This is a genomic window from Streptomyces sp. NBC_00386, assembly GCF_036063235.1.
GTDB lineage: Bacteria > Actinomycetota > Actinomycetes > Streptomycetales > Streptomycetaceae > Streptomyces.
This window is the reverse complement of sequence record NZ_CP107950.1, coordinates 6,953,259-6,977,256: the sequence shown is the minus strand read 5'-3', so window position 1 is coordinate 6,977,256 and position 23,998 is coordinate 6,953,259. Positions and strand designations below refer to the sequence as shown.

Sequence of the window (23,998 nt, the reverse complement as noted above, 5' to 3'; positions counted from 1 at the left end):
GGTTGTGCAAGGTGACCGGAGAATCCCGGCCTGTGTGTGAACCGATCGGCGGGGCTCGTCCGATGAGGGGATGTGGGGGTGGTCATCGTCCTTCGACGAGGGGGATGAGGGGGACGAGGCGGGTGAGGGTTCGGGTTTCCTGGCGGGCGGCGGGGACGCGGGGGGTGTGTTCGAGGCCGAAGGTGGTGAAGGCGGTGCGGCCGGGGAGGGGGTAGGGGTCTTTGCCGGTGAGGGAGTTGAGGATGGTGGCGCTGCGCCATGCGGCGAGGCCGAGGTCGGGGGTGCCGACGCCGTGGGTGTGGAGTTCGGCGTTCTGGACGTAGACGCGGCCGGTGACGGTGGGGTCGAGGACGAGGCGGAACTCGTTGTCGATGTCGGGGCGTTCGGCGTTGTCGCGGCGGAGGTAGGGGTCGAGTCCGGCGAGGAGGGGGGCGATGGGGCGTTCGCGGTAGCCGGTGGCGAGGACGACGGCGTTGGTGGTGAGGCGGGATCGGGTGCCCTGCTGCGTGTGTTCGAGGTGGAGTTCGATCTTGGTGGTGGCGATGCGGCCGGCGGTGCGGACGGTGACGGCGGGGGTGAGGACGGCGTCGGGCCAGCCGCCGTGGAGGGTGCGGCGGTAGAGCTCGTCGTGGATGGCGGCGATGGTGTCGGCGTCGATGCCTTTGTGGAGTTGCCACTGGGCGGCGAGGAGCCGGTCGCGGACGGGTTCGGTCAGGGCGTGGAAGTAGCGGGTGTAGTCGGGGGTGAAGTGTTCGAGGCCGAGTTTGGAGTACTCCATGGGTGCGAAGGCCTCGGTGCGGGCGAGCCAGTGGATCTTTTCTTTTCCGGTGGGGCGGTTGCGGAGGAGGTCGAGGAAGACTTCGGCTCCTGACTGGCCGGCGCCGATGACGGTGATGTGGTCGGCGGTGAGGAACCGGTCGCGGTGTTTGAGGTAGTCGGCGGCGTGGATGACGGGTGCGTCGGGGGCCTTGACGAGTGGTTTGAGGGGTTCGGGGATGTGGGGGGCGGTGCCGACGCCGAGGACGATGTTGCGGGCGTGGGTGCGGCCGAGGGCCTGGGCTTGGCCGTGGGTGTCGAGCTGGGTGAAGTCGACTTCGAAGAGCTCGTGTTCGGGGTTCCAGCGGACGGCGTCGACCTGGTGGGCGAAGCGGAGTCCGGGGAGGTTGTCGGCGACCCAGCGGCAGTAGGCGTCGTATTCGGCGCGTTGGATGTGGAAGCGCTCGGCGAAGTAGAAGGGGAAGAGGCGGTCGCGGTCCTTGAGGTAGTTGAGGAAGGACCAGGGGCTGGTGGGGTGGGCGAGGGTGACCAGGTCGGCGAGGAAGGGGACTTGAAGGGTGGCGCCGTCGATGAGGAGGCCGGGGTGCCAGTCGAAGGCGGGGCGTTGTTCGTAGAAGACGGTGTCGAGTTCGGTGAGGGGGTGGGCGAGGGCGGCGAGGGAGAGGTTGAAGGGGCCGATGCCGATGCCGACCAGGTCGCGGGGTGTTTCGGCGTCGGGGCGCTGGGGGTGGGGTGTCGGTCTCATCGGGGGGTGTGTCCTTCCACCAGTTTCAGGAGCGTGGCCAGGTCGCCCGGCCGGGTGTGGGGGTTGAGGAGGGTGGCTTTGAGCCAGCGGCGGCCGTCGAGGGTGGCGCGGCCGAGGACGGCGCGGCCTTGGTCGAGGAGGGTGCGGCGTACGGCGGCGACGGTGTCGTCGGTGGCGCCTCGGGGCCGGAAGAGGACGGTGCTGATGACGGGGTGGTCGTAGAGCTCGAAGCCGGGGTGTGCGGCGGTGAGGTCGGCGAGTTCGTGGGCGTGGGCGCAGACCTGGTCGACGAGGTGGCCGATGCCGTGGCGCCCGAGGGTCTTGAGGGTGACGGCGATCTTGAGGATGTCGGGGCGACGGGTGGTGCGCAGGGAGCGGCCGAGGAGGTCGGGGTGGCCTGCTTCGGTGTCGTCGTCGGCGTTGAGGTAGTCGGCCCGGTGGGTGAGGGGGGTGAGGTCGGTGGGGTCGCGTACGGCGAGGAGTCCGGCGGCGACGGGCTGCCAGCCGAGTTTGTGCAGGTCGAGGGTGACGGTGTCGGCGTGGGCGAGCCCGTCGAGTTTGGTGCGGTGCCGGTCGCTGAAAAGGAGGCCTCCGCCGTAGGCGGCGTCGATGTGGAGGCGGGCGCCGTGGGTGGCGCAGAGGTCGGCGATGTCGGGCAGTGGGTCGATGAGTCCGGCGTCGGTGGTGCCGGCGGTGGCGGCGACGAGAAGGGGGCCGCGCAGGTCGCTGAGGGCGCTGTCGAGGGCGGCGGGGTCGAGGGTGCCGGCGGGGGCGGGCAGGACGACGGGTTCGGGGAGGCCGAGGAGCCAGGTGGCGCGGTGGAGGGAGTGGTGGGCGTTCGCTCCGCAGACGAGTTGGATGCCGTGGTGTTTCTCGCGGGCGAGGAGGAGGGCGAGTTGGTTGGATTCGGTGCCGCCGGTGGTGACGAGGGCGTCGCTCTGCGTGCCTCGCGTTCCCTCCGTGCCTCGCGTTCCCTCCGCGACCTTCGTACCCTCCGTGCCTGAGGTGTGCGAGGTGTCGTCCGGGTTGCCGTAGACCAGGTCGGCGAGGGCCCGGGTGAGGAGTGCCTCGAGTTCGGAGGCGGCGGGCGCCTGGTCCCAGGAGTCGAGGGAGGGGTTCAGGGCGGAGGCGGCGAGGTCGGCGGCGGTGGCGACGGCCAGGGGCGGGCAGTGCAGGTGCGCCGCGCACAGGGGGTCGGCGGGGTCGGCGGCGCCTTCGGCGAGGGCGCGGACGAGGGTGTGCAGGGCGTCGGGGCTGCCGTGGTGGGGCAGGGGGTCGCCGAGGGCTGTGCGCAGGCGCCCGGCGACGTGTTCGGGTCCTCCGGCGGGGAGGGGGCCTCCGCGGGCGGCGGCGCCTTCGGCGAGTGCGTGCAGGACGGTGTCGAGCAACGGCCGCAGTGCGTCGGGGCCTTCGGGGCCTGAGGCGAGGGGCGGCGTGCTCATGGGTGTCCTCCGGTGGACGTGCGGCGGGGTCCTTCCCGGCGTGTGCGTGTTTTGGGCAGGTGCGCCCGCCAAGGACAACGATTCGGTCCCGGCGGGGGTACTGCCGTACGGAGGATTTGTGTGACGGGGGCGGACACGAGGGACGCCGGACGGCTGCGGGGGCAGCTGTCCGGCGTCCGGGTCTCGCGTCTGGTGTCTGCCGTGTCCGGCCGGCGGCTAGGCCTGCCTCACCCGCAATGCGCGTGCGAGGTCGTCGAGTTGGTCGGTGAGTTTGCGGCGCAGGGCCGGGATGAGGTCGGCGTCGCGCAGGCAGCTCTCGCCGAGGGCGAGGGTCTCGGGGGTGACGGCGCAGGCGGGGAAGGCCCAGCGTCCTGCGGCTTCGGCGATGGCGGGGCCTCGTCGTTCGGCTACGGCCACGGCGTCGGGCCAGTAGCGCTCGACGTAGGCGTGGACGAGGTCGGCCTGTTCGGGCTGCCAGAAGCCCTGGGCGGTGGCGGTGAACAGGTAGTTGGAGAGGTCGTCGGTGGCGAACATCGCGTCCCAGGCGGCGCGTTTGGCCTGAGGGTCGGGCAGGGCGGCGCGGCAGCGGGCGGCGCCTTCCTGGCCGGTGGCGCTGGGGTCCTGGACGAGTTCGGCTTCGATCACGGCGTCGTCGACGGCGCCGAGGACGCTGAGCCGGCCGAGGACGCGCCAGCGCAGCTCGGGGTCGAGTTCGGGGCCGCCGGGGACGGTGCCCTCGGAGAACCAGGCGCTGATGGTGTCGGGGTGGACGGCGACGTCGATGAGGTGGCGTACGGCGGTCAGGCGCAGTCCGGGCTGGGAGCCGTCCTCGGTGCGGCGGATGAGGTCGCGGCACAGGTCGGTGAGGGTGGCGAGGGCGGTGGCCCGCTGTTCGGGGCTCAGGTACCGGTCGGCGACGTGGACGGTGGCGAAGGTGAGGACGCCCTGGACGACGGCGAGGTCGGTCTCGTGCGGCAGGTGGGTGCGGGCGGTCTCGATGTAGGCCGTGGCGGGCAGTTCGCCGTCGCGTACGGCGTCGCGCAGGGCGTTCCAGACGACGGCCCGGGTGAGGGGGTCGGGGAGGCCCCCGAGGGCGGCTCGTACGGTCTGGAAGGACTTGGTGTCGAAGCGGACCTTGGCGTAGGTGAGGTCGCCGTCGTTGAGGAGGAGCAGGTCGGGGCGGCGGCCGGGCCGGGGGTCGGTGGAGTCGCCCTGGGGGACGTCGAGTTCGAAGCGGTCGCGCAGGGTGAGCCGGTTGTCCTCGCCGGGGACGATGTCGTAGGCGCCGACGGCGATGCGGTGGGGGCGACTGCCCTGGTGGTCGACGGTGAGGTGCCACTGGCCGTCGGCTTCGGTGATCTCGGGTGTGAGGGTGTCGACGCCGGTGGTGCGCAGCCAGGCGTCGGCCCAGGCGTGGACGTCGCGTTCGGTGGCGGAGGCGAGGTTGTCGATGAAGTCGGCGAGGGTGGCGTTGGCGAACTTGTGGCGGGCGAAGTGGGTGTTGATGCCGGCCAGGAAGTCCTTCTCGCCGAGCCAGGCGACGAGTTGGCGCAGTGCGGAGGCGCCCTTGGCGTAGGAGATGCCGTCGAAGTTGAGCATGGCGGACGCGGTGTCGGGGACGGCGTCCGGGTCGGGGGCGACGGGGTGGGTGGAGGGGCGCTGGTCGGCGTCGTAGCCCCAGGACTTGCGGGCGACGCCGAAGTCGACCCAGGTGTCCGTGAAGCGGGTGGCTTCGGTGAGGGTCTGGTAGCCCATGTACTCGGCGAAGGACTCGTTGAGCCAGATGTCGTCCCACCAGCGCAGGGTGACGAGGTCGCCGAACCACATGTGGGCCATTTCGTGGGCGATGACCATGGCGCGGGTCTGGCGCTCGGTGTCGGTGACGGCGGAGCGGTAGATGAACTCGTCGCGGAAGGTGACGAGGCCGGGGTTCTCCATGGCGCCGGCGTTGAATTCGGGGACGAACGCCTGGTCGTAGGAGTCGAAGGGGTAGGGCTCCTCGAACTTCTCGTGGTAGCGGTCGAAGCAGGCGCGGGTGACGTCGAGGATCTCGTCGGCGTCGGCGTCGAGGTACGGGGCGAGGGAGCGGCGGCAGTGGAGACCGAAGGGCAGGCCGCCGTGTTCGGTGCGTACGGAGTGCCAGGGGCCTGCGGCGACGGCGACGAGGTAGGTGGAGATCAGCGGGGTGGGGGCGGCTTTCCAGTGGCCGTCGCCGAGGTGTTCGGTGACGCCGTTGGCGAGGACGGTCCAGCCTTCGGGGGCGGTGACGGAGAGCTCGAAGACGGACTTGAGGTCGGGCTGGTCGAAGGCGGCGAAGACGCGCTGGACGTCTTCCATGAAGAGCTGGGTGTAGAGGTAGGTCTCGCCGTCGGTGGGGTCGGTGAAGCGGTGCATGCCCTCCCCGGTGCGGGAGTAGCGCATGGAGGCGTCGACGCGCAGTTCGTGCTCGCCGGCGGTGAGTCCCTTGAGGGGGAGCCGGTTCTCGTCGAGGGTCGCGGCGTCGAGGGGCCGGCCGTCCAGGGTGACGGAGCGCAGTTCGGCGGGCTTCATCTCGACGAAGGTGTCCGCGTCGGCGCGGGCGGTGAACCGGATGACGGTCAGGGAGTCGAAGGTCTCGTCCCCTCCGGTCAGGTCGAGTTCGATCCCGTAGTGGTGGATGTCGAGGAGCTTGGCACGGGTCTGCGCTTCGTCGCGCGTCAGTACGGACATGAGGCCATGCTGCCCGATGGCGCGGGTCAGGACACAGGGGTGGTCCGGTATATGCGCATTGACGCCACCTGGTCACGGGCTGCGGTCAGGGGCGCGGGAGGGGTGGCCGGGGCGGCGGAGCGGCGGGCCGCCGCTGTCACTCCCGTGTATCGGCCGGGTCGGCTGCGCCGGTCGTGGTGGCCGCGCCGGTCGTGGCGGTGTCGGCGGTCGGGTCGGTCGTGCCGGCCGTGGCGATCGTGCCGCCGCCCGCGTCGTCCGCGATGCGCTCGTGGTGCCGGATGACCTCGGCGATGATGAAGTTCAGCAGCTTCTCGGCGAAGGCCGGGTCGAGCTTCGCGCTCTCGGCCAGGCGGCGCAGCCGGGCGATCTGGTGGGCCTCACGGGAGGGGTCGGCGGGCGGAAGCTGGTGGGCGGCCTTGAGGTGGCCGACCTGCTGGGTGCATTTGAAGCGTTCGGCGAGCATGTGGACGACGGCGGCGTCGATGTTGTCGATGCTGTCGCGCAGCCGGGCGAGCTCCGCTCTGACGTCGGGGCCGGCTTCCTGGGGCGTGCTGGTGGTCATGACAGCCAACCCTACGTGGCCCGCGGGTGCTCGATCATCGGCGCCGGGGCCCGGTCGAGGTGGGGCTGGGTGCGTGGGGCGGTGAGCACCTTGTGGAAGTGCACGTCCTGGTGTCCGCCCGGGATGCCGTCGGTGCGGCCGGTCTCCCGGTAGCCGTGGCCACGGTAGAAGTCGGGGGCCTGGAAGGTGAAGGAGGAGACGATCATCTCGGTGCAGCCGCGCCGGGCGCTCTCCTCCTCGGCTGCGCGGAGCAGCTTGCCGCCCCAGCCTGCGTGGCGCTGGTCGGCTCGTACCCAGAGCATGTCGACCGCGCAGCAGCTGCCCCACACCCAGGCGGTGAGCCCGCCGACGAGTTCCCCGTCGGTGTCGGTCACCTTGACGGAGATCGGTTCGGGGTCGCCTGCGCCGGTCGCCTTCGCGTTGAAGGCGGTGAGTTCGTCGTCGAGGCGCTGTTGCAGTGCGGCGTCCTTGGCGCCGATCAGCAGGGACGCGGTGACGGGCGGCTGGTGTGGGCTGGTCATGGCAGCGAGTATGCCCGTCCGAGGACGGGAGGCGGATCCGGTTTTTACCGCCGCGCACTCACCGTTCGCCACTCCCCTGTGCGCCGTACACGCCCCTCGGCGGGCCTTCGTGCGGCGGCGCCCGCGACTGGGTGGCGGGCGCCGCGCGTACGGGTCACACGAATGGTGCGGGTGGAGCGAACTGTGCGGCAGGCGGGGTCAGAGGCCGGCGGCCGCTCTGGCTATGTCGGCGGCGAAGGTCGAGACCTCGCTGTACACGCCGGGGTATCCGGGCTCGGCGCAGCCCTCGCCCCAGCTCACGATGCCGACCTGGATGTAGGCGCCCGTGTCGTCCTTGCGGAACATGGGTCCGCCGGAGTCGCCCTGGCAGGTGTCGACGCCGCCCTGGGCGACGAATCCGGCGCAGATCTCGTCGCCGGGGACGAGGTCGCTGCCGTACGCCTGCTTGCAGGTGGCGTCGTCGACGAAGGGGACGGTGGCCTTGAGCAGGTAGCGCTGCTGTGCGCCGCCTTCGCGGGTGGCGCCCCAGCCGGCGACGGTGAAGTTGCCGTTGTTGTAGGCGGTGTTGGTGGCGATCTTCAGGGTGGGCAGGGCGATGGGCGTGGCGAGTTTGATGAGGGCCCAGTCCTTGCCCTTGCCGGTGTAGCCGGGGGCCTGGAGCACCTTGGTGGACTTGACCTTGACGGCGCTGCTGCTCTGGAGGTCCACGACGCCGGCGGTGGCGGTGATGGAGGTGTTGGTGCCGGAGCCGTTCACGCAGTGCGCGGCGGTCAGGACGATGCTCTGGGTGTAGAGGGCGCCGCCGCAGCCCATGGAGAGGCGGACCATGAAGGGGAATTCGCCCTGGGCGGCGCGGGTGCCGCCGACGACGGGTGCGGGTGCGGCGTGTGCGGCCGTCGGCTGGAGGGAGACGGTGGCGAGGGCGACCGCGGCGACGGTGAGCAGTCTTCTGACGACGCCGTACTTCCTGAGAGACTTCAACGTGCTTCCTTTCGTGGGGGGTTGTCGGCAGGGCGGGTGCACGGGGAATGCTGAATGGCATGCACCTGCCAAGCTGGTGGGGATTATGAGGACCGGCCGCCGCGGCGGGCAAGAGCCTCATTCCGGCCAGCCGCCGCCCGGCCCGCGCGGCGCCCCACTTGCCCGCGCCCCCGTCTCCGGGCGGAACCCCACTCCCCCCGCGCCGCCGCCTCCAGGCGGATCCCCGCTCGCCCCGCGCCGCCGCCGCCGAGCGGAACCCCGCTTACAGTGGAGAGGAGTTCCGGCGTCTTCTGGGGGTGCGGGCGTGGCGAACGGCGGACCCGTCGAGCACGGCTACCCGCATCTGGACACGGTGCGGGCATCGGTCACCGCGCTCTACAAGCGGCTCACGTACGACACCGTCCACACCTTCGCGACCAGCGTGGCGCCCGCCGACGTGGCCTTCGCGGACGTCGACGACCTGCATCTGGGCGCGCAGCGCGTCGCCCGTGAGATGGTGCGGCACTACCGGCTGCCGGACGCCCGGATGATCGTCGGCTTCCGCGAGATGACCCACGCGGCGCATGTCGAACTCGCCGCGGGACCCGAGTACTTCATCGAGCTCAACGACCGCTTCCGCACCCATCGCAGGGACATCGGCGCCGCCCTCGCCCACGAGGTGATGCACGTCTATCTGCACCGCCTGGACCTCTCGTTCCCCGGCACCCGCGACACCGAGATCCTCACCGACACCGCCGCGGCCTACCTCGGCGCGGGCTGGCTCCTTCTCGACGCCTACCGCGAGGACGCCGCGTCCTCGCAGAAGCTCGGCTATCTGACACCCGAGGAGTTCGGTTACGTCCTCGCCAAGCGCGCTCTGGTCTTCGGCGAGGACCCCTCGGTGTGGTTCACCAGCCCGCAGGCGTACACCGCGTACACCAAGGGCATGGAGCTGGCCCTGCGTGACGGGCGGCAGCCCCCGCTGACCGCGGCCGGCTGGGCGGGGCGGCGCCGTTACGCCAGGGACCGGCGCCACGCCCAGGAGCACCACACCCCCGAGCACTCCGGCGTGCCCTACACCTTCGCGCCCGACGACCGCGGACCGCTGCGTGTCTCCTTCCCGTGCCCCACCTGCCACCAGCGCATCAGGGTGCCGGTCCGGGGCCGGGTACGGGCGCGGTGCGCGCTGTGCCGGACGGTGCTGGAGTGCGACACCTGAGGGCCGGCCCCGTGCGCCGCCCCGCGAGTGCGCCGTTCGTGGCACCGGGGGACGGGCCGGGTGAGGCAGAACACCCCGAAAGCCTTTGCCTCGCGTGTCCGTGGCGAGCGAGGGTCGAAGGATGAGCACGAACGACCCCACCGCACTCCTCTTCCCCGCCGTGTACGAGGGGGACGAGGACGCGGTCGTACGGCTGCTGCGTGCCGGGGTGAGCCCGGAGGCGGTCGACGAGGACGGCCAGAGCGCCCTGTATCTGGCGGCGGTGAGCGACCGGCCCGGCGTCGTGCGGCTGCTGCTGGCCGCCGGCGCCGAGCCCGACCGGCTGAGTCTGGGCACGGACGCTCCGCTGTGCGGCGCGGCCTGCGGCGGTCATACCGAGGTGGTACGCGCCCTGTTGTCGGCGGGAGCGTACCCGGACACCGTGGAGGCGTTCGGTTTCACCGCGCTGACCTGGGCCCTGCGGCGGGGTCACACCGCCGTCGCGGAGGCGCTCCTCGGGGCGGGCGCGGACCCGGGCCGGCCCGGACCGGCGGGCGAGCCCCCGCTGGTGACGGCGGCGCACCGGGGTTCGGCCGGTTGTGTGCGGGCGCTGCTCGCGCACGGGGCGGGCGCGCGGGGCGAGGCGCTGGCGGAGGCCCGCCGACTGCTCGGCGTCGGCGTCGAGGCGGAGCTGCGGGAGGGGCTGGCCCGCGCGCACGGCTCCGGCCACGCTTTCGTCACCCACCGGCGTCCTTCGCCCGAGGGCGTCGTCGTCGAGGTCCGGCTCCTGGACGCCCGGGGCCGGCCGTTCGCGGGTGACGACCTCCAGACCGGTCACGCGGAGATCGTCGCCCTGCTGAAGGCGAGCACGACCCGCTCCGGGCGCTGAGGCTCACCGCGCCCCGTACACCGCCCCGGGAGTCCCGGCCCGCGTCAGGAGTTCGCGGGCCGTCTCGCCGGCTTCCGCCGGGGTCCACCGGGCGCCCTTGTCGGCGCTGGGGCCCGGCCGCCAGCCCTCCATCACCGTGATCCTGCCGCCCTCGGTCTCGAAGACGCGGCCGGTGACCCCGGCGCTGGCGGCCGATCCGAGCCAGACGACCAGCGGGGAGACGTTGCCGGGGTCCATGGCGTCGAATCCGCTGCCGGGGGCCGCCATGGTGTCGGCGAAGGTGCGCTCGGTCATCCGCGTGCGGGCGGCCGGGGCGATGGCGTTGACCTGGACGCCGTGGCGTTCCATCTCGGCCGCCGCGACCAGTGTCAGGGCGACGATGCCGGCCTTGGCAGCGCTGTAGTTGCCCTGCCCGACCGACCCGAGCAGGCCCGCGCCGCTGCTGGTGTTGACGACCCTGGCGTCGGGCGCGCGGCCCGCCTTCGCCTCCGCGCGCCAGTGTGCCGCCGCCTGCCTGAGTGGCAGGAAGTGGCCCTTCAGGTGGACCCGCATGACGGCGTCCCAGTCGTCCTCGTCGAGGTTGACCAGCATGCGGTCGCGCAGGAATCCGGCGTTGTTGACGAGGGTGTCGAGCCTCCCGTAGGTCTCCAGGGCGGTGCGGACGAGGGACGCGGCGCCGTCGGCCGTCGCGATGTCGCCGCCGTGGGCGACCGCCTCGCCGCCCGCCGCGCGGATCTCGTCGGCCACCCGCCGGGCCGGGCTGTCCGCCGCGGGGGTGCCGTCGAGGCCGACGCCGAGGTCGTTGACGACGAGCCGGGCGCCCTCCGCGGCGTACGCCAGGGCGTGTGCCCTGCCGAGCCCGCGGCCCGCGCCCGTGACGATCACGACCCGCCCCTCGCACAGCCGTCGTGCGCTCATCGTGTTTCTCCCCGCTGGTCCTTGTTGGCGGTGGCGGCGTCGAGGAAGGCGGGGCGTTCCCCGCCTCCGTGGACGAGGAGTGAGGCGCCGCTGATGTAGGCGGCGGCTTCGGAGGCGAGGAAGACGGCGGCGGCGCCGACGTCGGACGGCTGGGCGAGGCGGCCCAGCGGGACGGTGCGGGCGACGGCGGCCAGGCCGTCCTCGCCGCCGTAGTGCAGATGGGCCAGTTCGGTGCGGACCATGCCGACGACCAGGGTGTTGACCCGGATCTCCGGCGCCCACTCGACGGCCATCGAGCGGGCCAGGTGCTCCAGTCCCGCCTTGGCGGCGCCGTAGGCCGCGGAGCCGGGCGAGGGGCGCGATCCGCTCACGCTGCCGATCATCACGATCGAGCCCCGGTTCCGCCTGAGGTGGTCGCGGGCCGCGATCGACGCGGCGAGCGGGGCGGTGAGGTTGAGCTCGATCACCCGGGCGTGCCGCTCGGCGTCGGCCTCGGCCAGCGGCCGGTAGGGGGCGCCGCCCGCGTTGTTGACCAGGACGTCGAGCCGGGGCAGTGCGTCGAAGAAGGCCTGTACCTCGGCCGGGTCGCGCAGGTCGAGGGGGACGAAGTCGGCCTTGCCGAGGGGGGCTTCGGGCGGCCGTCGGGCGCAGACCACGACGTGGGCGCCGGCTCGCTGGAAGGCGCGGGTGATGCCCGCGCCGACGCCTCGGGTGCCGCCGGTGACGACGACGGTCCGGCCGCCGAGGTCCACGGCGGATCCGGGCCGGTCCATGGTGTCCGGGTTGTCCACAGGGCCTCCCGCGCGACCGCGATCGCTGCTAGCTTCGCATCACACCTAACAAACGTTTGGTGGAAAGGTAGCTGATGTGCCCATGGGTGTCTCCACCTCGTCCCCGGAAAAGGGGATTTCCGTCGTCACGGTCGACTTCCCGCCGGTGAACGCGCTGCCGGTGCGGGGCTGGTTCGACCTCGCCGACGCCGTGCGCGCGGCGGGCGGCGACCCGGGGGTCCGCTGTGTCGTCCTGAGAGCGGAGGGGCGCGGGTTCAACGCGGGCGTCGACATCAAGGAGCTCCAGCGCGACCCCACCGGCCGGGGGGCGCTGATCGGCGCGAACCGCGGCTGCGCCGAGGCCTTCGCCGCGGTGTACGAGTGCGAGGTGCCCGTCGTGGCCGCGGTGCACGGTTTCTGTCTGGGCGGCGGCATCGGGCTGGTGGGGAACGCGGACGCGATCGTGGCGAGCGAGGACGCCGTCTTCGGTCTGCCCGAGCTGGATCGCGGCGCGCTCGGGGCGGCCACGCATCTGGCGCGTCTCGTCCCGCAGCATCTGATGCGGGTCCTGTACTACACCTCGCGCACGGTGACGGCGGCCGAGCTGCACGCGCACGGCTCGGTGTGGCGGGTCGTGCCGGGCGGGGAGCTGCGGGCGGCGGCGCTGGAGCTGGCGCGAGAGATCGCGGCCAAGGACGGGCAGCTCGTCCGGCTCGCCAAGGCCGCCATCAACGGCATCGATCCCGTCGACGTGCGCCGCAGCTACCGCTTCGAGCAGGGCTTCACCTTCGAGGCCGCTCTGGCCGGTGTGGCCGCCCGCGTCCGTGACACCTTCGGCAAGGAGGCCCCCCGGTGAGCGACAAGACCATGTCGGCGCAGGACGTCGTCGGCCGGCTGGAGAGCGGGATGACGCTCGGCATCGGCGGCTGGGGCTCGCGCCGCAAGCCGATGGCCCTGGTGAGAGCGCTGCTCCGCAGCGAGATCACCGATCTGACCGTCGTGTCGTACGGCGGCCCGGACGTCGGGCTGCTCGCCGCCGCCGGCCGGATCCGCACCCTGGTCACCGCCTTCGTGACGCTCGACTCCGTCCCGCTCGAACCGCACTACCGCGCGGCCCGCGAGCGCGGCGCGTTCGAGCTGAGGGAGGTGGACGAGGCGATGTTCATGTGGGGGCTGCACGCGGCGGCGAACCGGCTGCCGTTCCTCCCGGTGCGCGCGGGGCTCGGCTCGGACGTGATGCGGGTCGATCCAGGTCTGCGGACGGTCACCTCGCCGTATCCGGACCCGGTCTCGGGGATACGGGAGGAACTCCTCGCGATGCCCGCGCTGCGTCTGGACGCGGCCCTGGTCCACATGAACCGGGCGGACCGCGCGGGCAACGGCCAGTATCTGGGACCCGATCCGTACTTCGACGACCTGTTCTGCGAGGCGGCGGACGCGGCGTACGTCTCCTGCGAGCGGATCGTGGACACGGCGGAGCTGACGAAGGAGGCGGCGCCGCAGACCCTGCTGCTCCAGCGTTCCTTCGTGACCGGTGTGGTGGAGACGCCGAACGGGGCGCACTTCACCTCGTGCGTGCCGGACTACGGACGGGACGAGGCCTTCCAGAAGCTGTACGCGACCACGCCGTACGCCGAGTTCGCCGAGCGGTTCCTCGGCGGCGGCGAGGAGGTCTATCAGAGTGCCGTGCGCACCTGGCGGAAGGAGCGGGACCAGTGAGCGTCACCCGGGCCGAGTACTGCGTGATCGCGTGCGCCGAGGCGTGGCGGGACAACGGCGAGGTGCTCGCCAGTCCGATGGGCCTGATCCCGTCCGTCGGCGCCCGGCTGGCCCGGCACACCTTCTCGCCGGATCTGCTGCTGACCGACGGTGAGGCGCTGCTCGTCGGTCCCGACGGCACCCCGGAGGGCTGGCTGCCGTACCGCAGGCACCTGACGGCGGTGACCGGCGGGCGGCGGCACGTGATGATGGGCGCGAGTCAGATCGACCGGTTCGGCAACCAGAACATCGCGTGCGTCGGCGACTGGTCCCGGCCCCGGCGCCAGCTGCTCGGCGTGCGCGGCGCGCCGGTCAACACCCTGAACAATCCGACGAGTTACTGGATCCCGCGGCATTCCCGGCGGGTGTTCGTGGAGCGGGTCGACCTGGTGTGCGGGGTGGGGTACGACCGGGCCGGGGCCGCCGGGCCGAGCGCCACCCGCTTCCATCGTCTCCCCCGTGTGGTGACCGACCTGGCCGTCCTGGACTTCGCGACGCCCGATCACTCGATGCGGCTGGTGTCCGTCCACCCGGGCGTGAGCGTCGAGCAGGTCGGGGAGGCGACGGGGTTCGGGCTGACGGTCCCGGACGAAGTGCCGTTCACCCGCGAACCGACCGCGGAGGAGCTGGAGTTGATCCGCACGGTGCTCGACCCGGCCGGTCGGCGTGAACGCGAGGTGCCCGATCCGCGGGGCACCTCGACCGGCGGTCCGGGCGGGGGCGGGCGCTGATGGAGACCGCGCTGACCCGGCTCGTCGGTGTCCGGCATCCCGTCGTGCAGACCGGCATGGGCTGGGTGGCGGGGCCCCGTCTGGTCTCGGCGACGGCGAACGCGGGGGCGCTGGGCATCCTGGCCTCGGCGACGATGACGCTCGACCAGCTCCGTGACGCCGTGCGGGAGGTCAAGTCGCGCACGGACCGGCCCTTCGGCGTGAATCTGCGCGCCGACGCCGGGGACGCGGGCGACCGGGTGCGGATCATCGTCGACGAGGGTGTGCGGGTCGCGTCGTTCGCGCTCGCCCCGTCCCGCGAGCTGATCGCCGGGCTGAAGGAGGCGGGGGTGGTCGTCGTGCCGTCCGTCGGCGCCCGGCGGCACGCCGAGAAGGTGGCCGCCTGGGGTGCCGACGCGGTGATCGTGCAGGGCGGTGAGGGCGGCGGCCACACCGGGGAGGTGGCGACGAGCGTGCTGCTGCCCCAGGTGGTGGACGCCGTGGACATCCCGGTGGTGGCGGCGGGCGGCTTCCACGACGGGCGGGGGCTGGTGGCGGCGCTGGCCTACGGGGCGGCGGGCATCGCGATGGGCACGCGGTTCCTGCTGACCTCCGACTCGACCGTCCCCGACGCGGTGAAGGCGCGGTACCTGGCGGCGACGGTCAAGGACGTGACGCTGACGACGGCCGTGGACGGGCTGCCGCACCGCATGCTGCGCAGTGAGCTCGTCGACGCGCTGGAGCGGGCGGGCCGCACGAGGGCGTTCGTCCGGGCCGTGCGCCACGCGGCCGGGTTCCGGCGGATCTCCGGCCTCTCCTGGTCCCGCATGATCCGTGACGGCCTCGCCATGAAGCACGGCAGGGACCTGTCCTGGAGTCAGGTCCTGCTCGCCGCCAACACCCCGATGCTCCTGAAGTCGTCGATGGTGGACGGCCGGACGGATCTGGGGGTGATGGCGTCGGGGCAGGTTGCCGGGGTGATCGGGGATCTGCCGTCGTGCGCGGAACTGGTCGAGCGGGTGATGACGGAAGCGGGGGCGGCCCTCAGCGGTCTTCCCACAGGTCGCTGGTGAACACGACGAGGTGTGACAGCCGTCAGATCCGTTCGATGATCGTCACGTTCGCCTGGCCGCCGCCCTCGCACATCGTCTGGAGTCCGAACCGGCCGCCGGTGCGCTCCAGTTCGTGCAGAAGCGTGGTCATCAGCCGTACGCCCGTGGCGCCGAGCGGGTGGCCGAGGGCGATCGCGCCGCCGTTGACGTTGACCTTCGCGGGGTCCGCGCCGGTCTCCTTGAGCCAGGCGAGGACGACCGGAGCGAACGCCTCGTTGATCTCGACGAGGTCGATGTCACCGATGGACATGCCGGTCTTCTTCAGGGCGTGGGCGGTGGCCGGGATGGGGGCCGAGAGCATCCGGATGGGGTCCTCGCCGCGTGCGGAGAGATGGTGGACGCGGGCGCGGGGGGTGAGGCCGTGTTCACGGACCGCCCGTTCGGAGGCGAGCAGCATCGCGGCGGCGCCGTCGGAGACCTGGGAGGAGCAGGCGGCGGTGATGGTGCCGCCCTCGACGACAGGCTTCAGGGCCGCCATCTTCTCCAGGGTGGTGTCGCGGCGGGGTCCCTCGTCCGCGGTGACGCCGGCGAGGGGTACGGTCTCGCGGGCGAAGCGGCCCTCGTCGGCGGCGCGGATCGCGCGCTGATGGGAGCGGAGGGCGAACTCCTCCTGGTCGCGGCGGCTGATGCCCCATTTGGCGGCGATGAGTTCGGCGCCGTGGAACTGGTTGACGGGGCGGTCGCCGTAGCGTGCGCGCCAGCCCTCGCTGCCCGCGAAGGGGCCTTCGGTGAGGCCGAGGGGTTCGGCGGCCTGACGGGAGGCGAAGGCGATGGGTATCTGGGTCATGTTCTGCACGCCGCCGGCGACGACGAGGTCCTGGGTGCCGGAGAGGACGGCCTGGGCGGCGAAGTGCACGGCCTGCTGGGAGGAGCCGCACTGCCGGTCGACGGTGACTCCGGGGACCTCCTCGGGCAGTCCGGCGGCCAGCCAGCTCGTGCGGGCGATGTCCCCGGCCTGCGGCCCGACCGTGTCCAGGCAGCCGAGGACGACGTCCTCGACGGCGGCCGGGTCCACACCGCAGCGTTCGACAAGGGCTTTGAGTACGTGCGCGCCGAGGTCGGCCGGGTGGACCGCGCCGAGTCCTCCCCTTCGGCGCCCGACGGGCGTACGGACCGCTTCGACGATGTAGGCCTCGGCCATGACGACTCCCTTGGGGGTGAGTGGTTCGCTTACGTCTCCTCGCGGACGGAGATGCCGTCGAGCACCATCGACAGGTACTGCCGGGCGATCTCCTCGGGGCTGTGCTGACCGCCGGGCCGGTACCAGGAGGCGGCGACCCACACGGTGTCGCGCACGAAGCGGTAGGTGAGGCGGATGTCGAGGTCGGCGCGGAAGATCCCGGCGTCGACTCCGCGTTCCAGGGTGCTCAGCCAGGCCTTCTCGAAGTTGCGCTGGGACTCGGCGAGGAAGGCGAAGCGCTGCTGTGCCACGAGGTGGCGGGACTCCTTCTGGTAGATCGCGACGGCGGCGCGGTGCCGGTCGATCTCCCGGAAGGATTCGGTGACCAGGGCTTCCAGGGTTTCCCGGGGTCCGAGTCCGGCGCCGAGGACGGTGTCGTAGCCGTCCCAGAGCTCGTCGAGGAAGGTCCGCAGGATCTCCTCCAGCATCGATTCCTTGGAGTCGAAGTGGTAGTAGAGGCTGCCCGCGAGCATCCCGGCCTCGTCCGCGATCTTGCGGACGGTCGTGGCGTTGTAGCCCTGTTCGGCGAACACCTCGGCGGCGGTTCCGAGGAGTTCGCGGCGGCGCTCGGGGGTGGCGGTCACCTGGGGCTTCTTCTTGGTAGGCACGCGGTCATTGTCGCCTTACGCGTGCTGGCTGCTCACGGACACGACCTCGCCGGTGAGGTACGAGGAGTAGCCGGAGGCGAGGAACACGATCACGTTGGCCACCTCCCAGGGTTCGGCGTGGCGGCCGAAGGCCTCGCGGGCGGTGAGCTCCTCCAGGAGTTCGGGGGTGGTGACCTTCACCAGGTGGGGGTGCAGGGCGAGGCTGGGCGAGACGGCGTTGACGCGGACGCCGTACGCGGCGGCCTCGATCGCGGCGCAGCGGGTGAGGGCCATGACGCCGGCTTTCGCCGCGGCGTAGTGGGCCTGTCCGGACTGGGCGCGCCAGCCGACGACGGAGGCGTTGTTGACGACGACTCCTCCGCCGCCGTGTTCCTTGAGCCGTACGAGGGCGGCCCGGGTGCAGCGGAAGGTGCCGTTCAGGGTCACGTCGAGGACCTTGGACCACTGGTCGTCGGTCATGTCGACGAGGGACGCGGTGCCGCCGAGGCCCGCGTTGTTGACGACGATGTCCAGTCGGCCGTGGAGGTGCTCGGCGGTGTCGAAGAGGGCCTGGACCTGGTCCTCGGCGGTGACGTCGCAGGGCAGTGCGGTCACCTGTCCGGGGCCGAACTCCGCAGCCAGGGTCTCGGCGGTCTCCTTGAGCCGGCGGGTGTGCGCGTCGCTGATCAGGACGCGGGCACCCTCCTCCAGGAACCGGCGTGCCGTGGCTCCGCCGATACCGGCGCCCGCCGCGGCGGTGATGACGGCGCTACGGCCCTTCAGCAGTCCGTGGCCGGGTATGTACGCCGGGCTCTCGACGTCGCTCATGACTCCAAGCTAACCTACCAAACACTTGTTAGGGAAGCTCCGCCGGAAGGTGCCGCCGATGGATCTCACCCGCTCCCCCGCGGACGAGGCGTTCCGCGCCGAGGCCCGGGCCTGGCTGGACGCCCATGTCCCGGCGTCCGCGCTGCCCTCCCTGGAGACCGCGGAGGGCTTCGCGGCGCACCGCGCGTGGGAGGCCGAACTGGCCGCGGACCGCTGGTCGGTGGTGTCGTGGCCGGCGGAGTACGGCGGCCGGGACGCAGACCTCGTGCGCTGGCTGGCGTTCGAGGAGGAGTACCACGCGGCGGGCGCGCCGGGCCGGGTCGGGCAGAACGGCATCAGCCTGCTCGCGCCGACCCTCTTCGGCCACGGCACCGCGGAGCAGCGCGCGCGTGTGCTGCCTTCGATGGCCACGGGCGAGGTGGTCTGGGCGCAGGCCTGGTCCGAGCCCGAGGCGGGTTCGGACCTGGCCTCGCTGAGATCGCGCGCGGTGCGGGTGGACGGCGGCTGGCTGCTGCGGGGGCTGAAGACGTGGTCGTCGCGGGCCGCGTTCGCCGATCGCGCCTTCGGCCTGTTCCGCAGTGAGCCGGGCCTGGCGAAACCCCACCAGGGCCTGACGTACCTGATGTTCGACCTGCGCGCGCCGGGTGTGACGGTCCGCCCGATCGGGCGCCTGGACGGCAGGCCGGCCTTCGCGGAGCTGTTCCTGGACGATGTGTTCGTCCCCGACGAGGACGTGATCGGCGAACCGGGGCAGGGCTGGCGGGTGGCGATGTCGACGGCGGGTGACGAGCGCGGTCTGACGTTGCGTTCGCCGGGCCGTTTCCTGGCCGCCGCGGACCGGCTGGCCGCGTTGTGGCACGCCCACGGCGACCCGTCCGACTCGGCCCTGCGCGACCGGGTGGCCGACGCGGTGATCGGCGCGCGCGCCTACCAGCTCTTCGCGTACGCCCATGCCTCCCGGTTGCTCGAAGGGGAGGGCATCGGTCCGGAGTCCAGCCTGAACAAGGTGTTCTGGTCGGAGCTGGACATCGCGCTGCACGAGACGGCGCTCGATCTGATGGGCGCCGAGGGCGAGTTCGCGGACAGCGGGTGGTGCGAGGGGTACGTCTTCGCGCTCGCGGGCCCGATCTACGCGGGGACGAACGAGATCCAGCGCGACATCGTCGCCGAGCGGCTGCTCGGTCTTCCGAAGGGCCGCCGCTGATGCGCTTCCTGCTCGACGCCGAACAGCGGGCCTTCGCCTCGTCCCTGGACGCGATGCTGGCGTCCGCGGACACGCCCTCGGCGGTGCGGGCGTGGGCGGACGGCGACCACGCACCGGGGCGGGTCCTGTGGTCGCGGCTGGCCGAGGCGGGCGTGTTCGCTCTGGCGGTCCCGGAGGTGTACGAGGGGGTGGGCCTGCTTCCGGTGGAACTGGCGGTCGCTTTTGTGGAGTTGGGCCGGCACGCGGTTCCGGGTCCGGTGGTGGAGACGGTGGCCGCCGCCGTACTGCTGGGCGAGCTGAGCGCGCTGGGCGAGCCGGGTCCGGCCGAACGGCTGCTGCCGGGGCTCGCCTCGGGCAAGAGCGTGGCCACGTTCGCCCCGGACGGTGCTCCGGCGCTCGACGCGGACGCGGCGACGGTGCTGCTCGCGGTGGACGGCCGGGGTCTGTGGCTCGCGCCCGGCCCCGGCCCGGTGCGGGTGTCCGTGGACCGGGCCCGCAGGCTCGCGCGTGCGCAGGTCGGCGGCGAACTCCTGGCCGCGGGCCCTCAGGTCGCCCGCGCCGCGGTCCGGGCGCTGGTCTGGGCCCGGCTCGCCACAGCGGCCCAGGCCCTCGGGGTGGGCCTCGCGCTCCTCGGCCGGACCGTCGCGTACGTCGGGCGGCGGACCCAGTTCGGTGTTCCCGTCGCCTCGTTCCAGGCGGTCAAGCACCGGCTCGCGGACGCGATGATCGCCCTGGAGTTCGCGCGCCCGCTGCTGTTCGGGGCCGCGCTGTCGATGGCGCCGGCGGAGGTCGCCGCCGCGAAGGTCACGGCGTGCGAGGCCGCGTACGCCACGGCGCGGGCCGCGTTGCAGCTGCACGGCGCGATCGGTTACACGGCCGAGTACGACCTGTCCCTCTGGTTCACCAAGGCCCGCGCCCTGCGGACGGCCTGGGGCACCCCGGCCGAGTGCAGGGCCGAGGCGCTGGCCGGCCTCAGTGGTGCTGGTCGTCCCCGCTCGTGAGCGCCCGGTACTCCTCCGCCGTGGGCTTCGGGATCCTGGTGCCGGGCCCGTACAGGGCGCGCGCCAGCCGGGCGCGCAGCCTCCTGGCCGGGCCGACGCGGCGGGCCACGCCGTTCGCGTCGACGAGCGGGCCGACCTCGTAGGGCGGCGGCTGTTCGTGCTGGGTGAGGGTGAACCGCCGGGCCTGGGTGAGGGGTTCGTGGACCTCGACGTACTCGCCGTGCGGCAGCATCTTGATCGTGCCGGACTCGCGTCCGTGCAGCACCATGTCGCGGTCGGCGCGTTGCAGCCCCAGGCAGATCCGTTTCGTGAGGACGTAGGCGAGTGCCGGTCCGGCGAAGACGGCGACGCGGACGAACCAGGTGATCGCGTTGATCGACAGGTGGAAGTGGGTGGCCCACAGGTCGTTGCCGCCGCCGACCAGCAGGACGGCGTACAGCGTCAGCCAGGCGACGCCGAGGGCGGTGCGGGTGGGCACGTTGCGCGGCCGGTCCAGGATGTGGTGCTCGCGCCGGTCGCCGGTGACCCAGGCCTCGATGAACGGGTAGACGGCGATGGCGGCCATGATGAGCGGGAAGAGCGAGAAGGGGATGAAGACGCCCAGTTGGAGGGTGTGGCCGAAGGCGTTGATCTCCCATCCCGGCATCACGCGGATGAGCCCTTCGGAGAAGCCGAGGTACCAGTCGGGCTGTGCGCCGGTGGTCACCAGGTCGGGGCGGTAGGGCCCGAACGCCCACACGGGGTTGATGGTGGCGATCGCGCCCATGACCGACAGGACGCCGAAGACCAGGAAGAAGAAGCCGCCGGCCTTCGCCATGTAGACGGGCATGAACGGCATGCCGACGACCGACTTCTGGTCCCGTCCGGGCCCCGGGTACTGCGTGTGCTTGTGGTAGAAGACCAGGATCAGATGGGCGACGACCAGTCCCAGCATGATGCCCGGCAGCAGCAGGACGTGGATCGGGAAGAACCGGGGGATGATGTCGTGCCCCGGGAACTCGCCGCCGAACAGGAAGAAGGAGATGTACGTCCCCACCACCGGGATGGACAGGATCGCGCCCTGCGCGAAGCGGACGCCGGTGCCGGAGAGCAGGTCGTCGGGGAGCGAGTAGCCGGTCAGCCCGGTGATCAGGCCGAGCATCAGCAGGGTCCAGCCGAAGAGCCAGTTGACCTCGCGGGGCTTGCGGAACGCGCCGGTGAAGAACACCCGCATCATGTGCACGAGCATCCCGGCGAGGAAGACGAGCGCCGCCCAGTGGTGGATCTGCCGGATCAGCAGCCCGCCGCGCACGTCGAAGCTGATGTCGAGCGTGGACTCGTAGGCCCGTGTCATGACGATGCCGTTCAGCGGCCCGTAGGAGCCGTGGTAGACGACCTCGACGCCGCTCGGCTCGAAGAACAGGGTCAGATAGATGCCGGTGAGGATCAGGACGAGGAAGCTGTAGAGGCAGACCTCGCCCAGCATGAACGACCAGTGGTCCGGGAAGACCTTGCGCATGTTGGCCTTGGCGAGTGAGTAGACACCCAGCCGTCCGTCGGCCCAGTCGGCGAGCCTCTCCCCTTTGCCGCTCTCCGGGGCGCGCCGGGCCCGTGCGGTCCCCGTACCGCCCGAGGCCTGCGCGGTCCCGCCCCCGGGTGCCCTGTCCGCCGAAGTCCCCGCGGTCCGGCCGGAGTCGATCTCTCGTGCGCCCATTCGCCGCTCCCCTCGGCCCACCAGGGTGGCACGCCGGGCGGTCGAAGCCAACGGGGCGTCACGGGTGCGGTGTTGGCCACGAAGCCGGCAGGGTTTGACGTCACGGCGCCGGTCGATCCCCGGCGCGGGCACCGGCGTTCCCCGGCGGCCGCCGCGAATCGTAGCCCTGCCGTTACCCGCCGTCCGTCACGTTGGATATTTTGATCATCGCCGTCCCCACCGGCTCACTTTCCCCTGTACCCGTGCGTTCCTAGGAGCCGGCCGTGGAGTCCGAGTCCGCCGTCACCACCTGCTACCGCCACCCCAAGGTGGAGTCGCATGTGCGCTGCACCCGATGCGACCGCTACATATGTCCGAGCTGTATGCGCGAGGCGGCCGTCGGCCATCAGTGCGTGGAGTGCGTGAAGGAGGGCGCGAGGTCCGTCCGGCAGGCCCGCACGGCCTTCGGCGGCCGGATATCGACGGTGCCGACGGTGACGTACGTCCTCATCGGCCTGAACGTGCTGGCCTATCTGGCCGAACTGCTGCGCGCCTCGGTCGTGGACCGGTTCTCGATGCTCGGCGCGGGTCTGGTGGACTCGGACGGGCTCCACTACCTCTGGGACGCCGCGTACCCCGCGTCCTACCACGCGGAGGGCCTCGTCGACGGGGAGTGGTACCGGCTGCTGACCGGCGCGTTCCTGCATCTGCCGCCCACGGAGGGCACGTTCGGGATCGCCCACATCGTGATGAACATGTTCGCGCTGTGGAACGTCGGCCGGATCGTCGAGTCCCAGCTCGGCCGGGTCCGCTATCTCGCGCTGTATCTGCTGTCGGCGCTCGGCGGCTCGGTCCTCGTGCTGCTGATCGCCCCGGACGAGCAGACGATCGGCGCGTCCGGCGCGATCTTCGGCATCAGCGCCGCGTACTACGTGATGGGCCGCCGCCTGGGCGCGGACATGGGGAACATCAACCGGTTCATGGCGGGCCTGCTGATCTGGCTCCTGATCTCGGCGGGGCTCACGTCCTGGCAGGGGCACCTGGGCGGGCTGCTGGCGGGCGGGCTCGTGACCGTCGCCTACGCGTACGCTCCCCGCGACCACCGTCGGAACCTGATCCAGGCGTCCGTCTGCGTGGGCCTTCTCGCCCTGCTGGTGGTCCTCACCGTGCTGAAGGTGTCGGCGCTGCGGACGGGTGCTGTGTAGCACGGGAGCGAACGGCGGGAGCCCGCGCCCGGCACGGAACCCCGCCGCGATGGATGCCCGGCACGGACCCCCGTCCCGGTGCGGGAGGCGGGCCCGCGCCGCGATGCCCGGCACGGATCCCCTCCGCGGTGCCCGGGGCGGGTCGACGGCCGCACGCGGATCGGGCACCGCCCGGACGCGACGCGTGCCCCGCCCGGAAGGCCTGGCCCGAACGCCTGGCCCGAACGCTCCGGTGGCCGGACCGGTGACGTGGCCGAAGCGGCGCGCGTGCCGGGTCCCGATGGCACATCTGTGCACCACCCGTGCGGCCCCCCGGCCTTCCCACCGGTCCCGTCGGCCCTGCGTACCGTGTGCGGCATGAAACGCGCGGGTTATCTGTTCATCGCCCTCGCCCTCCTGCTGATCACGGCGGCGGTCCACCTCACCACGGCCGACGCCAGGGGCGGCCCCTCGGCCGCGTCGCGGTCCCGTGCGAAGGACAGGGCGGAGCGGACGGCCGACGACGAGCGTGTCGCCGACATGCCGGCGGGCCTCGCCGCTCCGGCCGAGAAGGAGCTCGCCCAGCAGATCGTGGCGAGTGCCGAGAACTCCACGCTGAACTGGCACGAGGCGTACGGCTACATCGAGGACATCGGTGACGGCCAGGGCTACACGGCTGGCGTCGTCGGCTTCTGCACCGGCACCCACGACCTGCTCACCCTCGTCGAGCGCTACACCCGGGCGCATCCGGGCAACGGGCTCGCCCGCTATCTCCCGGCCCTGCGCGAGGTCGACGGCACGGACTCCCACGAGGGTCTGGACCCGGGCTTCACCGCGGCCTGGCGCCACGAGGCCACCCTCGCCGCGTTCCGCGGGGCCCAGGACTCCGAGCGCGACCGGGTCTACTTCGGCCCCGCCGTCCGGATCGCCAAGCTCGACGGCCTCGGCACGCTCGGCCAGTTCCTCTACTACGACGCCATGGTGATGCACGGTCCGGGCACCGGCGGCCACAGCTTCCACGGGCTGCGCGAGCGCACCCTGCGCGAGGCGGACCCGCCGTCCGAGGGCGGCGACGAGAAGACGTACCTCGGCGCCTTCCTGGACATCCGGCGCGCGGCCATGAAGTCCGGAGACCCCGGCCGTGACACCACCCGCGTCGACACGGCCCAGCGCCGGTTCCTCGACGAGGGGAACCTCGGCCTGCGCACCCCGCTGGAGTGGAAGGTGTACGGCGAGACCTACCGCGTGCCGTAGGCGCCGGGCGGGTGCGG

The 23,998-nt window shown here is 72.3% G+C and carries 22 protein-coding genes; 10 read left to right on the top strand and 12 right to left on the bottom strand.

The window, feature by feature from the left end; translation table 11 throughout:
- Window positions 1–82 precede the first annotated feature (82 nt).
- From OG780_RS30580 to OG780_RS30555, 6 genes are all read right to left on the bottom strand, one after another.
- On the bottom strand, window positions 83–1,522 hold the full coding sequence (locus OG780_RS30580) for a lysine N(6)-hydroxylase/L-ornithine N(5)-oxygenase family protein (RefSeq protein WP_328453578.1): 1,440 nt from the start codon (window positions 1,520–1,522) through the stop codon (window positions 83–85).
- Window positions 1,519–2,964, bottom strand: a complete 1,446-nt coding sequence (locus tag OG780_RS30575; protein WP_328453576.1) for a pyridoxal phosphate-dependent decarboxylase family protein — start codon at window positions 2,962–2,964, stop codon at window positions 1,519–1,521. Before OG780_RS30575 ends, OG780_RS30580 begins: the two co-directional genes overlap by 4 nt.
- A 216-nt stretch (window positions 2,965–3,180) precedes the next feature.
- Window positions 3,181–5,673 carry an aminopeptidase N gene (gene pepN / locus OG780_RS30570; RefSeq protein WP_328453574.1) on the bottom strand — a complete coding sequence of 831 codons (2,493 nt, stop codon included), beginning with the start codon at window positions 5,671–5,673 and terminating at the stop codon, window positions 3,181–3,183.
- Between the two features lie 136 nt (window positions 5,674–5,809).
- The gene (locus tag OG780_RS30565) at window positions 5,810–6,235 is read right to left on the bottom strand and encodes a chorismate mutase (protein WP_328453572.1); all 426 of its coding nucleotides are present in this window, start codon (window positions 6,233–6,235) and stop codon (window positions 5,810–5,812) included.
- Between the two features lie 11 nt (window positions 6,236–6,246).
- Complete coding sequence (locus tag OG780_RS30560) at window positions 6,247–6,756, bottom strand: GNAT family N-acetyltransferase (protein WP_328453570.1); 510 nt, start codon at window positions 6,754–6,756, stop codon at window positions 6,247–6,249.
- 198 nt (window positions 6,757–6,954) lie between these two features.
- Window positions 6,955–7,737, bottom strand: coding sequence for a S1 family peptidase (locus tag OG780_RS30555; RefSeq protein ID WP_328453568.1), 783 nt, complete (start codon window positions 7,735–7,737; stop codon window positions 6,955–6,957).
- 304 nt (window positions 7,738–8,041) lie between these two features.
- Here OG780_RS30555 and OG780_RS30550 point away from each other — a divergent pair, with 304 nt between their 5' ends.
- Both OG780_RS30550 and OG780_RS30545 read left to right on the top strand, forming a co-directional pair.
- A complete protein-coding gene (locus tag OG780_RS30550; protein WP_328453566.1) occupies window positions 8,042–8,935 on the top strand; it encodes a hypothetical protein in 894 nt (297 codons plus the stop codon).
- 121 nt (window positions 8,936–9,056) lie between these two features.
- Entirely contained in the window at window positions 9,057–9,803 is a 747-nt protein-coding gene (locus OG780_RS30545) for an ankyrin repeat domain-containing protein (protein ID WP_328453564.1), read from the top strand.
- A 3-nt stretch (window positions 9,804–9,806) separates the two neighbouring features.
- Here OG780_RS30545 and OG780_RS30540 read toward each other — a convergent pair whose 3' ends face one another.
- Both OG780_RS30540 and OG780_RS30535 read right to left on the bottom strand, forming a co-directional pair.
- Window positions 9,807–10,721, bottom strand: a complete 915-nt coding sequence (locus tag OG780_RS30540; protein ID WP_328453562.1) for an SDR family oxidoreductase — start codon at window positions 10,719–10,721, stop codon at window positions 9,807–9,809.
- Window positions 10,718–11,494 (bottom strand): SDR family oxidoreductase, encoded by a 777-nt coding sequence (locus OG780_RS30535; protein WP_443062339.1) that lies wholly within the window; start codon window positions 11,492–11,494, stop codon window positions 10,718–10,720. The genes OG780_RS30540 and OG780_RS30535 overlap by 4 nt, the downstream gene beginning before the upstream one ends.
- A gap of 100 nt (window positions 11,495–11,594) precedes the next feature.
- Here OG780_RS30535 and OG780_RS30530 point away from each other — a divergent pair, with 100 nt between their 5' ends.
- The 4 genes from OG780_RS30530 to OG780_RS30515 are packed head-to-tail and all read left to right on the top strand — an operon-like array spanning window position 11,595 to window position 15,032.
- Window positions 11,595–12,347: an enoyl-CoA hydratase family protein gene (locus OG780_RS30530; RefSeq protein ID WP_328453560.1), complete on the top strand. Its 753-nt coding sequence runs from the start codon at window positions 11,595–11,597 to the stop codon at window positions 12,345–12,347.
- Window positions 12,344–13,210: a CoA transferase subunit A gene (locus OG780_RS30525; protein ID WP_328453557.1), complete on the top strand. Its 867-nt coding sequence runs from the start codon at window positions 12,344–12,346 to the stop codon at window positions 13,208–13,210. Before OG780_RS30530 ends, OG780_RS30525 begins: the two co-directional genes overlap by 4 nt.
- Complete coding sequence (locus tag OG780_RS30520; protein ID WP_328453555.1) at window positions 13,207–13,980, top strand: CoA-transferase subunit beta; 774 nt, start codon at window positions 13,207–13,209, stop codon at window positions 13,978–13,980. Before OG780_RS30525 ends, OG780_RS30520 begins: the two co-directional genes overlap by 4 nt.
- Window positions 13,980–15,032 carry an NAD(P)H-dependent flavin oxidoreductase gene (locus OG780_RS30515; RefSeq protein ID WP_328453553.1) on the top strand — a complete coding sequence of 351 codons (1,053 nt, stop codon included), beginning with the start codon at window positions 13,980–13,982 and terminating at the stop codon, window positions 15,030–15,032. The genes OG780_RS30520 and OG780_RS30515 overlap by 1 nt, the downstream gene beginning before the upstream one ends.
- A 22-nt stretch (window positions 15,033–15,054) precedes the next feature.
- Here OG780_RS30515 and OG780_RS30510 read toward each other — a convergent pair whose 3' ends face one another.
- The 3 genes from OG780_RS30510 to OG780_RS30500 are packed head-to-tail and all read right to left on the bottom strand — an operon-like array spanning window position 15,055 to window position 17,666.
- Complete coding sequence (locus tag OG780_RS30510; protein ID WP_328453551.1) at window positions 15,055–16,212, bottom strand: acetyl-CoA C-acetyltransferase; 1,158 nt, start codon at window positions 16,210–16,212, stop codon at window positions 15,055–15,057.
- Between the two features lie 29 nt (window positions 16,213–16,241).
- Window positions 16,242–16,859 carry a TetR/AcrR family transcriptional regulator gene (locus tag OG780_RS30505; protein WP_328453549.1) on the bottom strand — a complete coding sequence of 206 codons (618 nt, stop codon included), beginning with the start codon at window positions 16,857–16,859 and terminating at the stop codon, window positions 16,242–16,244.
- Between the two features lie 15 nt (window positions 16,860–16,874).
- Window positions 16,875–17,666 (bottom strand): SDR family oxidoreductase, encoded by a 792-nt coding sequence (locus OG780_RS30500; protein WP_328453547.1) that lies wholly within the window; start codon window positions 17,664–17,666, stop codon window positions 16,875–16,877.
- Between the two features lie 58 nt (window positions 17,667–17,724).
- Between OG780_RS30500 and OG780_RS30495 the strand changes: the two genes are divergently transcribed.
- Together OG780_RS30495 and OG780_RS30490 are read left to right on the top strand one after the other, a co-directional pair.
- Window positions 17,725–18,870 carry an acyl-CoA dehydrogenase family protein gene (locus OG780_RS30495; protein ID WP_328453545.1) on the top strand — a complete coding sequence of 382 codons (1,146 nt, stop codon included), beginning with the start codon at window positions 17,725–17,727 and terminating at the stop codon, window positions 18,868–18,870.
- Entirely contained in the window at window positions 18,870–19,871 is a 1,002-nt protein-coding gene (locus tag OG780_RS30490) for an acyl-CoA dehydrogenase family protein (protein ID WP_328453543.1), read from the top strand. The genes OG780_RS30495 and OG780_RS30490 overlap by 1 nt, the downstream gene beginning before the upstream one ends.
- Here OG780_RS30490 and qcrB read toward each other — a convergent pair.
- Window positions 19,843–21,564 carry a cytochrome bc1 complex cytochrome b subunit gene (qcrB, locus tag OG780_RS30485; RefSeq protein ID WP_328453541.1) on the bottom strand — a complete coding sequence of 574 codons (1,722 nt, stop codon included), beginning with the start codon at window positions 21,562–21,564 and terminating at the stop codon, window positions 19,843–19,845. The genes OG780_RS30490 and qcrB overlap by 29 nt on opposite strands.
- 263 nt (window positions 21,565–21,827) lie before the next feature.
- Between qcrB and OG780_RS30480 the strand changes: the two genes are divergently transcribed.
- A complete protein-coding gene (locus OG780_RS30480; protein WP_328453539.1) occupies window positions 21,828–22,748 on the top strand; it encodes a rhomboid family intramembrane serine protease in 921 nt (306 codons plus the stop codon).
- Between the two features lie 357 nt (window positions 22,749–23,105).
- Window positions 23,106–23,981 carry a chitosanase gene (locus OG780_RS30475; RefSeq protein ID WP_328453537.1) on the top strand — a complete coding sequence of 292 codons (876 nt, stop codon included), beginning with the start codon at window positions 23,106–23,108 and terminating at the stop codon, window positions 23,979–23,981.
- Window positions 23,982–23,998 lie beyond the last annotated feature (17 nt).